The organism is Nitrosopumilus sp. K4 (assembly GCF_018128925.1).
GTDB lineage: Archaea > Thermoproteota > Nitrososphaeria > Nitrososphaerales > Nitrosopumilaceae > HKST03.
The window spans coordinates 1214155-1227262 of record NZ_CP067007.1; the positions used below are offsets into that span (position 1 = coordinate 1214155).

The 13108-nt window shown below is 34.0% G+C and carries 16 protein-coding genes, 2 tRNA genes and 1 rRNA gene; 10 read left to right on the forward strand and 9 right to left on the reverse strand.

Going from position 1 to position 13108, the window contains the following annotated elements; all coding sequences use genetic code 11:
- Positions 1-51 precede the first annotated feature (51 nt).
- From NsoK4_RS07335 to NsoK4_RS07350, 4 genes are all read left to right on the forward strand, one after another.
- The gene (locus tag NsoK4_RS07335) at positions 52-432 is read left to right on the forward strand and encodes a hypothetical protein (RefSeq protein ID WP_211686603.1); all 381 of its coding nucleotides are present in this window, start codon (positions 52-54) and stop codon (positions 430-432) included.
- A 58-nt stretch (positions 433-490) separates the two neighbouring features.
- Positions 491-640 carry a hypothetical protein gene (locus tag NsoK4_RS07340; RefSeq protein WP_211686605.1) on the forward strand — a complete coding sequence of 50 codons (150 nt, stop codon included), beginning with the start codon at positions 491-493 and terminating at the stop codon, positions 638-640.
- Positions 641-674: 34 nt separating this feature from the next.
- Positions 675-2147, forward strand: a complete 1473-nt coding sequence (locus NsoK4_RS07345) for a leucyl aminopeptidase (protein WP_211686607.1) — start codon at positions 675-677, stop codon at positions 2145-2147.
- A gap of 66 nt (positions 2148-2213) precedes the next feature.
- Complete coding sequence (locus NsoK4_RS07350) at positions 2214-2402, forward strand: hypothetical protein (protein WP_211686609.1); 189 nt, start codon at positions 2214-2216, stop codon at positions 2400-2402.
- A 181-nt stretch (positions 2403-2583) separates the two neighbouring features.
- Here NsoK4_RS07350 and rrf read toward each other — a convergent pair.
- Positions 2584-2703, reverse strand: a 5S ribosomal RNA gene (rrf, locus tag NsoK4_RS07355).
- Between the two features lie 91 nt (positions 2704-2794).
- Here rrf and NsoK4_RS07360 point away from each other — a divergent pair.
- Both NsoK4_RS07360 and NsoK4_RS07365 read left to right on the forward strand, forming a co-directional pair.
- Positions 2795-4582 (forward strand): ribosome biogenesis/translation initiation ATPase RLI, encoded by a 1788-nt coding sequence (locus NsoK4_RS07360; protein ID WP_211686611.1) that lies wholly within the window; start codon positions 2795-2797, stop codon positions 4580-4582.
- 5 nt (positions 4583-4587) lie between these two features.
- Positions 4588-5415 (forward strand): class I SAM-dependent methyltransferase family protein, encoded by an 828-nt coding sequence (locus NsoK4_RS07365; RefSeq protein ID WP_211689005.1) that lies wholly within the window; start codon positions 4588-4590, stop codon positions 5413-5415.
- A 1-nt stretch (position 5416) separates the two neighbouring features.
- Here the strand turns inward: NsoK4_RS07365 and NsoK4_RS07370 are convergent, their stop codons facing one another.
- The 4 genes from NsoK4_RS07370 to NsoK4_RS07385 are packed head-to-tail and all read right to left on the reverse strand — an operon-like array spanning position 5417 to position 6782.
- On the reverse strand, positions 5417-5635 hold the full coding sequence (locus NsoK4_RS07370; protein ID WP_211686613.1) for a transcriptional regulator: 219 nt from the start codon (positions 5633-5635) through the stop codon (positions 5417-5419).
- A gap of 38 nt (positions 5636-5673) precedes the next feature.
- Positions 5674-6171 carry a ribosomal protein S18-alanine N-acetyltransferase gene (gene rimI, locus NsoK4_RS07375; RefSeq protein WP_211686615.1) on the reverse strand — a complete coding sequence of 166 codons (498 nt, stop codon included), beginning with the start codon at positions 6169-6171 and terminating at the stop codon, positions 5674-5676.
- 25 nt (positions 6172-6196) lie between these two features.
- Positions 6197-6580 carry a hypothetical protein gene (locus NsoK4_RS07380; RefSeq protein WP_211686617.1) on the reverse strand — a complete coding sequence of 128 codons (384 nt, stop codon included), beginning with the start codon at positions 6578-6580 and terminating at the stop codon, positions 6197-6199.
- A 46-nt stretch (positions 6581-6626) separates the two neighbouring features.
- A complete protein-coding gene (locus tag NsoK4_RS07385) occupies positions 6627-6782 on the reverse strand; it encodes a hypothetical protein (protein WP_211686619.1) in 156 nt (51 codons plus the stop codon).
- A 92-nt stretch (positions 6783-6874) separates the two neighbouring features.
- On the opposite strand from NsoK4_RS07385, the gene NsoK4_RS07390 reads away from it, so the two are divergent.
- Positions 6875-7969, forward strand: coding sequence for a site-2 protease family protein (locus NsoK4_RS07390; protein ID WP_211686621.1), 1095 nt, complete (start codon positions 6875-6877; stop codon positions 7967-7969).
- Here the strand turns inward: NsoK4_RS07390 and NsoK4_RS07395 are convergent.
- A complete protein-coding gene (locus NsoK4_RS07395; protein ID WP_211686623.1) occupies positions 7961-9043 on the reverse strand; it encodes a transcriptional regulator in 1083 nt (360 codons plus the stop codon). The two genes, NsoK4_RS07390 and NsoK4_RS07395, sit on opposite strands and share 9 nt — an antisense overlap.
- A gap of 50 nt (positions 9044-9093) precedes the next feature.
- Between NsoK4_RS07395 and pyrE the strand changes: the two genes are divergently transcribed.
- On the forward strand, positions 9094-9699 hold the full coding sequence (gene pyrE, locus NsoK4_RS07400; protein ID WP_211686626.1) for an orotate phosphoribosyltransferase: 606 nt from the start codon (positions 9094-9096) through the stop codon (positions 9697-9699).
- 108 nt (positions 9700-9807) lie between these two features.
- Here pyrE and NsoK4_RS07405 read toward each other — a convergent pair.
- A tRNA-Ile gene (locus NsoK4_RS07405) sits at positions 9808-9881 on the reverse strand.
- Positions 9882-9922: 41 nt separating this feature from the next.
- Positions 9923-10555 (reverse strand): TenA family transcriptional regulator, encoded by a 633-nt coding sequence (locus NsoK4_RS07410; RefSeq protein WP_211686628.1) that lies wholly within the window; start codon positions 10553-10555, stop codon positions 9923-9925.
- 80 nt (positions 10556-10635) lie between these two features.
- On the opposite strand from NsoK4_RS07410, the gene NsoK4_RS07415 reads away from it, so the two are divergent.
- A tRNA-Glu gene (locus tag NsoK4_RS07415) sits at positions 10636-10729 on the forward strand.
- 41 nt (positions 10730-10770) lie between these two features.
- Entirely contained in the window at positions 10771-11622 is an 852-nt protein-coding gene (locus tag NsoK4_RS07420) for a polyprenyl synthetase family protein (protein WP_211686630.1), read from the forward strand.
- On the opposite strand, the gene NsoK4_RS07425 is transcribed toward NsoK4_RS07420, so the two are convergent.
- Complete coding sequence (locus NsoK4_RS07425; RefSeq protein ID WP_211686632.1) at positions 11612-13096, reverse strand: NADH-quinone oxidoreductase subunit N; 1485 nt, start codon at positions 13094-13096, stop codon at positions 11612-11614. The genes NsoK4_RS07420 and NsoK4_RS07425 overlap by 11 nt on opposite strands.
- Positions 13097-13108 lie beyond the last annotated feature (12 nt).

Genomic DNA, 13108 nt, shown 5'->3' on the forward strand with positions numbered 1-13108 from the left:
TTGAATTGCCAGTCTGCAAAATTTTAATTTGATCGCAACCATACCTAAGTTATGGATTACAAAAAAAATATTCCAATAGTTGTTTTTGATAATCAGTGTTATCTATGTATAAAATTTGCAAAAATAATCAACTTTTTTGCAAAAGGCAAGTTTTCGATTATTGGACATTACTCTAAAACAGGCGAAGCAATCAGAAAAGAAATTTTAGATGATTCTGCACTTGATATGTTTTGGTTTATTGATGAAAAAAATGCATATGGTGGTAGGGCTGCGTTAATACCATTGCTAAAATCAATGATCACATCAAAAAACAAACAAAGGGGGCATGTAATTAATGAGGAAGATTGTGGGGAAGAATGTAAAAATCCCAAAGCCGTTTTTCTCCGTTCTACAAGTTTGCTATCTAATAGCAAAACAATAAAAATTCATTAAGAAAATCATAAACACATAATGAAAATAGGTATAATAATTCAAAACATAATATCAATTCATGCCTGAGAGAAAAACAATTGTTTTAGATGATGAAGTAGTAAAAAAAATTAGGAGTAAACAAGCAAAAAAGATCAAAGATACTGCTAGTTCAGTAAGTTTTTCTTCCATTGTTAACGAAATGCTTTCTGAATGCATGAAAAATTCATAATAAATCTAAATAACACATTAACAATTGTTTTCGTATGAAAATTAAGATTGAAAGTGTGAGATCTATAGGCAAAAAAACATCATTATTGTGTGCATTTGTGATTGAGGGTTCAGATAAGGCATCAGGCTTGAGTGAGTTAGATTCGAAAACATCAGATCTAATAAAACAATCTCTTTCTGACATGGGGGGCAAATTTGGCAAAATTACAGTTATTCCTACAAAATCTCCTGCCCAAAGGATAGTATTAGCAGGCATTGGAAAGAAAGAAAAATTTACCGAGGATACAATTAGATTTGTTTCAGGCAAAATTGCTCAAAAAGCTAGAGAGTTAAAATTAAAAGATTTTTCTATTATTTTACCACCAAGTTCAGTTTTTGATACACTTTCTTCAGCATCACAGATTGTTGAAGGTTGTAAGCTATCATTATACAAATTTGATAAATTCAAATCAGAGAAAGAAAATACCATTCCAGAACTTTCAATAATTGTTCCAAAATCAGAAAAAATTTCCAAATCTGCAAAAATTTCAGAAATAGTTTCAGATGCTACAATTTTTACTAAAAGTATTGCAAACCTACCACCTAACGAATGTACTCCAACAACACTAGCAAACTTTGCAAAAGAAATGGCAAAAAAGAACAAAATGAAATGCAGTGTTTTTTCAAAAAATGAATTAAAAAAACAAGGTTTTGGAGGGATAATTGCGGTTGGTAAGGGAAGTAAGAATGAACCAAAAATGATTGTTTTAGAACATCTTAAAGGAAAGGCATCAGAAAAACCAATTGTTCTTGTAGGAAAAGCAGTAACTTTTGACACAGGTGGAATTTCTCTCAAACCAGGAGCCAAAATGGATGAGATGAAGTTTGACAAATGTGGTGGTTGTACAGTTTTAGGAATAATGAAAGCAGTGTCTGAATTGAAATTACCAATCAATGTTGTTGGAATTATACCATCAGTAGAAAACATGCCAAGTGGGGAGTCTTACAGACCTGGAGACATCATCAAATTATACAATGGAAAAACTGCAGAAATATTGAATACAGATGCTGAGGGCAGATTGATTTTAGCTGATGCATTGTCATATGGGGAAAAACACTACAAACCCAGAGCAATAATTGATTTTGCAACATTGACTGGTGCATGCATTATTGCTTTAGGAACTAATGTTGCAGCAATAGTTTCAAACAATGAAAAGTTAAAACAAAAAATTATTGAATCTTCAAAGAAAACAACCGAAGAAATATGGGAGCTTCCTCTAAATGAAGATTACATGAACATGATAAAATCAGACGTTGCAGATATGAAAAATGTGGGCATTGGCAGATCAGCAGGAACGATTACAGCTGCAGCATTTCTTAGGAATGCAATTAACGATACACCTTGGGTACATGTTGACATTGCAGGAGTTGCATGGACTCAAGAAGCAACAAAAGAAAAACCATACAATCCAAAGGGTGCTACTGGGTTTGGAGTAAGATTGATTTTAGACTACTTGCAAAACATTTAACAACCAAGATTATCATTATTGAAAATTAATTTCTATATTATTATACAAAAAACCAATTAATAATTTATGACAGTGGAAAATGCAATTATGCGATTAAATGATCTGATTATGGAAAGAGAACAGCTTAAAGTTCTTATTGAAAAAGAGATGAAATATGATATTTCTGAAGCGGCAAAAACAAGTGTAATTGCAACAGTTGATTTTCTAAAAGATGAAATTGAAACATTAAAGGATATTCTTAGTGAATTAGACTAGTAGCCTCTACTATTTCTATCGGGTTTGTCAATATTGGGATTTCTGAATCCATGTTTTTCCATCATATGATTCAGAAATCTAATATCATCAGAAAATTGTTGTCCACAAACAGAGCAATTTGGCATATAATTCAAGATCATTGATCAAGGTCAATATTAAAAGATTGATTGAAGATAATTGAAAATGCCAGCACCGTTGCTTCCCAAGAGCTCTCGCATCTTAGTAGCACAACAGCGACGTCAGGTTTGACTTCCAAGTTCGGAAAGGGATTGGGTCGCACCCTAACGCTATGGCCGGCTTGATATACAACAACAGATTCTTATCTATTAACGTAACGCCAAATCAGGATTAGTTCAAAAGAGGTATAAAGCAAGGATATATCGAATTACGACATGACACATAGAGTAGCAGTATTAGATAAGGATCTATGCCAACCTAAGAAATGTGGCTTGGAATGCATTAAATATTGCCCTGTAAATAAGTCAGGAGCAGATTGTATTGTACTTAACGAAGAGACAAAAAAAGCTCAAATTGATGAAAATATCTGCAATGGATGCGGTATTTGTGTCAAAGTCTGTCCATTTGAAGCAATTACAATTGTAAATCTAGCATCAGAACTTTCAACAGATAAAATTCATCAATACGGTCCAAATTCATTTAGGCTCTATAGATTACCAACTCCAAAAAAAGGAGAAGTGGTAGGATTGTTAGGCAGGAACGGAATGGGTAAAAGTACTGTAGTAAATATTCTTTCAGGAAATTTAAAACCCAATCTTGGAAGATATGAGAATCCCCCAGAATGGGATGAGATTCTAAAATATTATAGCGGTACAGAATTAAAAGCTCATTTTGAGAAAATTAAACAGAAACAAATTCGTGCATCAATTAAACCCCAACAAGTACATCATATTGCACAAGCCTTTGACGGTACAGGAAAAGAACTCATTGAAAAATATGATGAGAGAGGGGTCTCAAGTCAATTAATCAAAGAATTAGGATTGCAAAATTCAGTAGATCAATGCCTAAAGGAGCTTAGCGGTGGAGAATTACAAAGGATTGCAGTTGCAGCTGCAGCATCAAAGGATGCAGAATTTTACTTTTTTGATGAACCATCATCTTACAATGATGTGTTTCAAAGAACAGGTGTTGCCAGAGTTATTCAAGGATTAGCAAAAATTGGAAAAAGTGTCATGGTTGTAGAGCATGATTTAACACTATTAGATTTTCTTAGCGACTACATCGAGGTTCTTTATGGAGAACCAGCAGCTTATGGAATTGTTTCAAATATTTTATCAACCAAAGTTGGAATCAATGTTTTTCTTGACGGATACTTGCCAAATGAAAATGTACGATTTAGAGACAAGAAATTTTCATTTGATGTATCATCTTCATCTACGGATGAATTTCAGGAAGGAAGTGAGATAATCACATATCCAAAATTAGAGAAAAAATACTCGTCATTTTCAGTAACAATTGATCCAGGTGTTGTTAGAAAAGGGGAAATTTTGGGAATAATGGGTGCTAATGCACTTGGAAAAACAACCTTAATGAAAATGATTGCAGGCGTAGAAAAACCAGACAATGGAGAAATAGATAAGAAAATAAAGATTGCATACAAACCTCAATATCTTCAAAATGATATCGATGTAGAGGTTGTAGCCTTGTTGAGCAAGGCAAATGGAAATCCAATAGAAGGAAGTCAAGAAGAAGAACAAATTCTTGAACCATTAAAAATTAAGAAATTATACAACAAATCTGTCAAAAATCTTTCAGGCGGGGAACTTCAAAAGGTTGCAGTTGCTTCCTGTTTATTACAAAAGGTCGATCTTTATGCATTAGATGAACCATCAGCATTTTTAGATGTAGAAGATAGAATCGCAATAGCAAAATTCCTACAGAAATTTGTTCGTTCTTTTGGAAAATCTGCAATAATAATTGATCATGATTTACAGTTAATGGATCTGATTTCAGATTCAATGGTAATTTTTGAAGGAGAATCAGGAAAATTAGGACATGCAACATCTCCAATGAACAAATCAGATGCAATGAATAGATTTCTAAAATCACTTGATATGTCATTTAGAAGAGATGAAAAAAGTTTCAGGCCAAGAGTTAACAAATTAGAAAGTAGATTGGATAAAGAACAAAAAGTATCAGGTAATTTCTATTACAAAAAATGACTCGCATGTTGAAAAACGCATTAGAAAATGTGCTTACTCCAGAAGAAAGCGAAGAATTGATTTCAGCGTTCGATCAAATTGGAGATATCATCATAGTAAGAATTCCAGATTCATTGTTAGATAAGAAAAAGATAATCGGAGAAACTCTTCTAAAAGAAGTCAGTATTGCCAAGAGTGTTTTTTATCAAGCATCAGCAGTAGAGGGAGATTTTCGTACAAGAAGCCTAGAGATTCTTGCAGGAGAAAATAAGACGGAAACTGAATACAAAGAATTTGGGTGTAGATTCATAGTTGATGTTGAAAATGCATTTTTTTCACCAAGATTATCTACGGAAAGGGAAAGAATTGCAAATTTAACTCAAGATGGAGAAGTAGTAGTGAATATGTTTGCAGGCGTAGGAATGTTTTCCATTATGGTTGCAAAGAAGAAAAGATGTACGGTGTACAGTATAGATATCAATCCCGTAGCATCAAATCTTTGCAAAAAAAACATCGCCTCAAACAAATTACTTGGAAATGTAATTTCTATTAATGGGGATGCATCAAAAATTATCAAAGAAAAATTAGAAAATAAATCAGATAGAACACTAATGCTTCTTCCAGAAAGATCTGATGAGTTTTTACAATCTGCAATAGACACTACAAAAAATGGTGGAATTATTCATTATTATTCACATATCCATGCAGATAAAAAATCAGATGCAGGAAAACTTTCTGAAAAACACTATTTAGAAATAACACCAGTAAAATCTGAAATATTAGGTTCAAAAATAGTTAGGCCTGTAGGACCAAGATATTATCAAACAGTGGTAGACGTAAAAATTTCAAAATAATTTAATCGTCAGAGGTTATGGATGCAGGAGATGGTTTTGTGGTTGCCATTACATATCCAATCCATGCAATTACTCCCAAAATTCCACCGGCAATCATCAATACAGAAAGTTGTAGAACAATAGGACTCCATTCAGAAAGCATTAACAGATATGCATAAACAAAGAAGCCTCCAATACACAAAACAAAAATGGTAATACCCATTCCTTTGCGTTTGTCCATTGCGATAAAGTTTTTCGTGAGTTATTTATTGGTTTGAACTAATTCAATTCAATTGCCATCAAATATGCATCCTCACCATCACGATAATATGCATTAAGTTGTTGTCTAATCACAAATCCAAGTTTTTCATACAATCTAACAGCATCAGTATTTGAGCATCGAACTTCCAAGTAAAACTCATCACATTTTTTTATTTTTACACCATTTATTGATTCTTCAACAAGTGCTTTACCAATTCCTTTTTTTCTATATTCATCAAGAACTGCAACTGAAACTACGTGTCCTTTTTTTACAAACCCTAATTTTTTAAAGTTTGAAAAACCATATTCAGTTTTACACATAATATATCCAACATGCTTTCCATTAATCTCTGCAACTAAGAAAGCCTCTGGAATTTCTGCAAGTAGGCTTTCATAGAAATAATCAGAATAATGTTCTGGTAATGTCTTTAGGTTAATTTCCATGACAGGAATCAGATCGCTTGGTTCAGCTCTTCGAATAATACAATCCCCAATCTGTCTAAGGATTACTTGCATGAATTGATTAGTCCTCTTTCAATATTTAATTTTTAGAATCAAGAAATGGAGTGTCTGGGAAATATTCATCCCTCCACTTCATCAGTTTGTAAAAAATTTCAAGGTAGTCTTCGGATCGAGTGGTAACATGAACATGTGCATCAAAGTCCTCACAATGTCCTTCAAAAATCATAGTACTTTGCCGTTTAAACTGAGGTATTGTCAAACCGATTTTTTTTACAGAGTCAAAAACATAGTTATCTATTTGTACTAATTTTGCTGAAATTATGATCTTTTTATCTTCTTTTTTCAAGTTAATGTCTTTCTCAATTTTTTCTTTTCTTGATTCAGTCCATTTAGGAGATTCTGGTGGCCAATGGTGAAAATATACTTTTTCGGCAAAGAATGCAATATGATGATTTTTTTCCAACGATGTTCAACTAATTTTTATTTTGACTTAATAGTATTGGCAAGAATCATCTCTCAATAATACCAGTATCCTGCAAAACCCACTCTAGTGCCTTGAAATATCCTTGTTTGAAATCCTTTTCATCTATAGCCATATCAGAATTTGTTCGTAGTTCATGGAGTAATTGATTTGCTTTCTGGACAATTGTCTCTTCATCCAACATATTATGATGTTTTTTTTGTTCTTTTAATGGATTTCTAACTAAAAATGAGATTAACAAAACCAATTAATGGAAAAAACAGGCCCTAAAATAGAATGAGCGATCCATCTCAAGAAGAAGTAATTTCATTGGTTAATTCTATGTTTGAAGTTACTCAATTTAACAAAGGGTTGTATTCTTTGGAATTTAGAATCGAAAATCATGATTTTAAAGAAAAATTTGAAAATTTGGCTCGTAAGTTAGAATCAATGAGTTATGTATGCAAATTAGAACTTATGAATAATGAAAAATTTATCATAATTCAAAAATTTGCTCCAAAAAAACAAAGAAAATGGCTCAGTACTTCATGGACTCCGAGAATTCTCTTTGCTGTCGTAATCACATTTGTAATGATTGACGGATACTATAGAACTGCAGGAACAAACTCTATTGTAGATATCGGAGAGCCGCTAGAAATGGCAGGGATTTACACATTATCTCTTCTAGGCATTTTAGGAATTCACGAGCTTGGACACATAATAGCTGCAAAAATTCACAAACTTAACACAACATGGCCATATTTCATACCAGGATTACCAGTTATTGGAATTCCTACTTTTGGTGCATTTATTCAATCAAGAGGATTAACAATTAATCGCGAAATTTTATTTGATGTAGCCATTGCTGGACCAATTGCGGGATTAATTATTGCAGTCATTGTTTCAGTTTATGGGGCATATACAGCCCCAATTTTAGATCAAGAGTTTGCTCAAGATTTGTTTGAAGAGTCAAGATTAATTGAATGGAATCAAGGGGAACCACTTCTAATGACTGCAAGCCTAGCAATGTTTGGAAAGGGAGGAGAAGGTCACGAAGTAATTATGACTCCAGTATTGTTTGCAGCATGGATTGGATTTTTGATTACCTTTCTAAACTTGCTACCCGCATGGCAATTAGATGGAGGCCACATGGCAAGAACACTATTAGGGCCAAAATTGCACAGATATGCAACATTTGGAAGTATGGCAATCTTAGTTTTGTTAGGTTATTGGTTGATGGCAATGTTAATTCTTGTAATGAGTTCAAAAAACCCTAGTGCAAATCCATTAGATGATATTTCACCATTATCAAAAAACAGAAAGATGATCTACATAGGAGTCATAATACTTGCGTTTCTTTGCGCACCATTACCAGCAAACTTTCTATCTTAGAAGCAATCTTGCACCGTCGGTTACTACAGCAACCTTTTGTCTAGCACCTTGTGTTTTTAAGATGTAATCCATCGCATGTTTTATCCCAGGAAGAGAAATCATGTTTAATTTTTTTGCATAAAATTCAGGCAATATCGAAACCAACCCAATTTGGAAATCTTTTTGAATTTCAGATAAGAATAACAAATCTTCCATTCCAGAAACATATGTTGTAGGATTTTTAAGTTGTTCAAAAGTTAATCTGCCTTCAATAAATTGTTGTAATGCATCTGAACCAAGTCCTGTTTTGCATTCCGCAACAAGAATCGCAAGACCATCTTTTTTTATTGCACCAGAACAATTCCATAATGAAGAAAGGGATTTTCCAAGATTATCATTACTAGCATCTTTTCCTGTGCTAATTATCATCGATTTGTGTTCGCCTACATCTTTTATTCCAAATGATTCTAGTGTCTTAGTAGCAGATGATGTTTGTGATGGATGACCAATCGTAAAATCAACTATTCCTTTAGAATTTGCTACAATTTCAATTCCTTGAATTTCAAAATTATCTGAAAACTTTTTTGCCTCTTGAAAACTTTCAGTAGGTTGTCCAGATGAAGGCATATTGTCTTTTCTTTTTGCGTATGCAGATAACATAGAATCCTGACCAAATTTTTTAATCAAACGAGTTGCAATTGTTTCATATCCAAAAAGACCATCAAATTCTACTTCACCCATAAAAACAAGATTAGAGTTTGAAAGTACAGCATCATCAAATTCATTAATTGAACTTCCTTCAGGTAATCCTGCCTTAACCAAATTAAGAATTTTTTTCTCTGCAAGAATTTTTGGAAAAGGAAGTGATTTTTGTTCACAGATAGAAAACATAGTTGAAATAATTTTTTGGACAGAGCGGGAATTATGTAAAACGACCAATTCCATTGGTTTACTCAAATCAATAGAACTGATTTTCTCGTTGATCGCTTCATCTTCCATTATTTTTGCATCAGAATCAATTTTTTGCTCTAAATTTTCTGCCCTAATATCCAAGACCACATCAGCAATACCATAATTTAACCAGATTTCAGGCATAATTCATAGTCAATACAAACCAAAATAAATCCAGTGTAGTTAATTTTGGTATGGAATTTGTAAAACAGTTTGCAACCTTTTTGCATCAAAAAGGGATCATAAAATTTGGTGATTTCACACTTGCCAGCGGTAAAAAGAGCTCATATTATGTAGATTTAAGATTAGTTCCCAGTTACCCACATGAATTTAGAATGATGGTAAAGCATCTGCAAAATCAGATTGCTGAGAAAATTGGATTAGATGGTTTTGATTCCATAGTTTCAGTCCCCACAGGAGGATTAATTATTGCATCTGCACTTGCAATTGAGACTGTAAAACCACTAATCTACGTAAGAGGCAAGCCAAAGAATTATGGTACATCAAAATTAGTAGAGGGTCAATTTCACAAAGGAATGAAGGTGTTAATGATAGACGACGTTGCCACAACTGGTGGCTCAGTTCTAAATGCCATCAAATTACTCAAAGACGAAAAAATTGAGATCACAGACGCGTTTGTTATTGTTAACAGAATGGAAGGTGCAGATAAAGCGCTAAATGAAGAAGGTGTGAAAATGCATTCGCTTCTAAATGTTCTAGATATTACTCAAGCATTGTTTGATCAAAAACTTGTCAGTCAAGAAACACTAGAAAAAGTGAAAAGACAAATAGGAAGTTGAAAGGCAGCTCAGACAAATGCCTTCACATCATCATTCAGATATAACTCTGATTCTTCATTGCAGCCAGTAAATTGTGTATTTTCTTATTTTAAAACTAATAGGGTTTAATGGGCCCAAAGGGCTTCGATCCCTTGGCTCACCGGTTATGAGCCGGTTACTCTACCAAGCTGAGTTATGGGCCCTAAGCAGGTGAAAATTTTATTGGGTATAAAATGTTGTGAGCTTAACAGTATGCTTCATAACAACTGTCAAGCAGCAGGTTTTGTGCAGAGATTGACTTGTCGGCAATTTCTATCAGGTTATCTTTGTCAGTAGATGCATTTTCTAAAATATGTCTCCATGCTGCTGCATGTCTAATATCGGCTTCAGTGTGAAGTTTGAAGTATTCAGTCGCATCTTCGCTTGACATTCCATAAAATTCTGCCAAACCTTCTAATTTTGTTTGACTGATTTTTGGAATTTCTTTTTCAAATGCATACATTGCACATGAACCACCTTCATAGGTATTCATCAAGCCAGACAAATTTGAAACTGCCTTTTGTGTTTTTGGAAGGCCTTCATAATTAATCAATTCATCCTCAGATACTCCCAATGCGCCAGCGAATCTTATCCAAGGCTGAATATGATCAGATTCTTCTTTTTGGTTTGACACTAATTCATCAATTTCTGATTCTGGTGCTTGTTGAATTATAGGAGTCATGAATTCAGGTACTGTTTTTACAAGTTGGAAGTATTCTTTAGAATATCCAGTTAAAGATTCAAGAGTTAATTTTCCATCAGACCACATTTCATAAAAGGGATGCTTTAGTAAACTTCTTTCTTCAATCATTTGATCAATTTGTTTTATTAGATTCATGTCACAATTCCGGAATAGCCAATAAAAAAATCTTTGTGGTTTACAAAAGATTTTATGGACAAAATACCGAATTTGTGTGGGTTCCAGTGGTGTAGACCGGTCAAGCATACTGCCCTTTCAAGGCAGTGATCCCGGGTTCAAAATCTAACGATGAAAATCCCGGCTGGAGCACCAAGATTTAATTACTAATGAGAAAGTTTTTTGAATAGGCTATCTTGGACAGGAAAAATATCGAGATTAACCCATTATTAGAGACGTATGGAAGATACATTAAGCAAATTGACCAAGCATTAGACAAAGAATTATCACTTTATTCAGAATCAGAGTTTATTGAACCACTAAAATATTCTCTAGACGGAGGAAAAAGGATCAGACCAATAATTTTGGTGTTAGCTGCGGAGAGCGTGGGCAAAGTTGATGAGAATACGTTTGCAGCATCATGTGCGGTTGAATTTTTGCACATGGAATCTATCATCCATGATGATATTATCGATAATGAAACTATGAGAAGGCAAAAAGATCCATTTCATATCAAATATGGATACAACACAAGTGTCCTGACAGGCGATTTTGTTTTAGGACTGATTCTTGCAATTTCATCAAGATTAGACAATGCAAGAATCACCAAAGATTTGGCAACCACTGCAATGTTGATGAGTGAAGGTGAGATGATCGAAGGTAGATTGGAAACAAGTGAGGATGTAACTTTTGATGATTATCTCAAAGTTATAGAATACAAAACAGCAACTGCATTTGAAGTTGCGGCAAGAACTGGGGCAATCATAGCAAGCGGTACGGAAGAACAAATTGAAGCCCTAACAGAATATGGAAGAAATATTGGAATAGCCTATCAAATAAGAGATGATCTATTAGATTGGAAAAATGAAGACAAGTTGTTTAATTTTCTAATTAAGAAAAGTTCTGATCCTAGAGATGTATTCAATAAAATGGAAGAACTTTTGAAAGAGTATTCTGAAAAAGCCAGAGCAGGCTTGAGAAAAATTCCAGATAACGATGCTAAAGTAAATTTAGAAAAATTGATAAAATTTACTTCATTTAAGGCATAATAGCCATACTAACAGTTGGTGAAGCCATCTCTACGAATTTTATTATTGGATCTGGATACACACCTAGTGCAACCATGAATATTATTGAGAATATCATAACGGCAATGACAGACTTTGGTTCTGAAACTCTCTTTTCAGTTTCGCCTTCAAAGTACATTTTTCTCATAATCCAACCATAGTAAGCTAATGATAAAGCACTGTTTAGAACACCTGCAATTGCAAGCCATGGTGCCCAAGATATTGCAGAGCTAGCATCTAATGCACCACCAAATAACATCAGTTTACTCCAGAATCCGTTTAATGGGGGAACACCTGCAAGTGCCAAAAGCGAGATCACCAAACCTAAAGAAGTTATAGGCATTCTTCTACCTAGGCCTTTTAGCTTGTCTAAGTTTGTAACTGCCAAAGTTGTAACTATGCCACCTACTGCAATGAATGCTGCACCTTTCATTACTGCATGATTAAGAATGTGATACATTGAACCTTGAATACCCATTGAAGAGAATGGTGCTACAGCAAGTCCAATCAGGATATATCCTGCATGCCCTATACTTGAATAAGCTAACATCCTTGAAAGATTCTTCTGCATTATTGCTGCAATGTTTCCAATAGTCATTGTCATTACAGCAATAATTCCTAATGCTAGTGTCCAATCAAGATTAAGCGCTACCATTCCTAAAACAATTATTCTAATTGCAGCAGCAAATCCTGCCTTCTTTGTACCTGCTGCAAGTAAAGTGGTTATTGGTGTAGGTGCACCTTCATAGGTATCAGGAAGCCACATATGGAATGGAACAAGCCCCATCTTGAATCCAAATCCTGCAATGAACATTCCAACTGAAAGCAATGCAATTGGAAGTAAAGATGGATCTAAAGTTGAGTACCCCTGAATCACTTCACCAATGTTTGTAGAACCTGTAAGTCCATAAGATAATGAAATTCCATAAACAATAATAGCAGAAGATAAAGCGCCAAACAAGAAGTACTTTAGTGCGGCCTCATTAGAGCTCGGATTCTTTTTCATAAATCCTGCAAGTACATATGTTGGAATGCTCATAAGCTCCCAAGCAACAAATAACATTACAAGATCTGTTGAATAAGCAACAAGAACCATACCTATAGTAGAAAGCAGAATTAGAGAATAGTAAACTGCAGGATGATTTTGTTTTCTCATATAATTGAATGAGCCAACAGTTGTGAAAATTGCAACAATCAACATGGCTATTGCAAAGAACCCACCAAACGTATCATCAACTAAAACATCTTCAGAGAACAATGCAGATGGAAGTATATGCTCAGTTGTTAGTTGATATGCAACATATCCAATTGAAACTATTAGTGCAGCAAATGCAATTACTGCATAAAATGAGTTAGAACCTTTCTCTTTTCTAGCAATGCTGATGATTGGTAATATCACACCAATTACACCCAAAATTGCTATAATCACTAATGGAGTTGAACTAATTTCTAACATCTCATAATCCTC

Excerpts from the sequence above, each read along its gene's own strand:
- NsoK4_RS07370 (WP_211686613.1), bottom strand. The coding sequence starts at position 5,635 with ATGGACAAACGCAAAGGAATGGGTATTACCATTTTTGTTTTGTGTATT.
- NsoK4_RS07360 (WP_211686611.1), top strand. The coding sequence starts at position 2,795 with ATGACACATAGAGTAGCAGTATTAGATAAGGATCTATGCCAACCTAAG.
- NsoK4_RS07350 (WP_211686609.1), top strand. The coding sequence starts at position 2,214 with ATGACAGTGGAAAATGCAATTATGCGATTAAATGATCTGATTATGGAA.
- NsoK4_RS07395 (WP_211686623.1), bottom strand. The coding sequence starts at position 9,043 with ATGCCTGAAATCTGGTTAAATTATGGTATTGCTGATGTGGTCTTGGAT.
- NsoK4_RS07410 (WP_211686628.1), bottom strand. The coding sequence starts at position 10,555 with ATGAATCTAATAAAACAAATTGATCAAATGATTGAAGAAAGAAGTTTA.
- NsoK4_RS07335 (WP_211686603.1), top strand. The coding sequence starts at position 52 with ATGGATTACAAAAAAAATATTCCAATAGTTGTTTTTGATAATCAGTGT.
- rimI (WP_211686615.1), bottom strand. The coding sequence starts at position 6,171 with ATGCAAGTAATCCTTAGACAGATTGGGGATTGTATTATTCGAAGAGCT.
- NsoK4_RS07345 (WP_211686607.1), top strand. The coding sequence starts at position 675 with ATGAAAATTAAGATTGAAAGTGTGAGATCTATAGGCAAAAAAACATCA.
- NsoK4_RS07340 (WP_211686605.1), top strand. The coding sequence starts at position 491 with ATGCCTGAGAGAAAAACAATTGTTTTAGATGATGAAGTAGTAAAAAAA.
- NsoK4_RS07425 (WP_211686632.1), bottom strand. The coding sequence starts at position 13,096 with ATGTTAGAAATTAGTTCAACTCCATTAGTGATTATAGCAATTTTGGGT.
- NsoK4_RS07365 (WP_211689005.1), top strand. The coding sequence starts at position 4,588 with ATGTTGAAAAACGCATTAGAAAATGTGCTTACTCCAGAAGAAAGCGAA.
- NsoK4_RS07385 (WP_211686619.1), bottom strand. The coding sequence starts at position 6,782 with ATGTTGGATGAAGAGACAATTGTCCAGAAAGCAAATCAATTACTCCAT.
- NsoK4_RS07390 (WP_211686621.1), top strand. The coding sequence starts at position 6,875 with ATGAGCGATCCATCTCAAGAAGAAGTAATTTCATTGGTTAATTCTATG.
- pyrE (WP_211686626.1), top strand. The coding sequence starts at position 9,094 with ATGGAATTTGTAAAACAGTTTGCAACCTTTTTGCATCAAAAAGGGATC.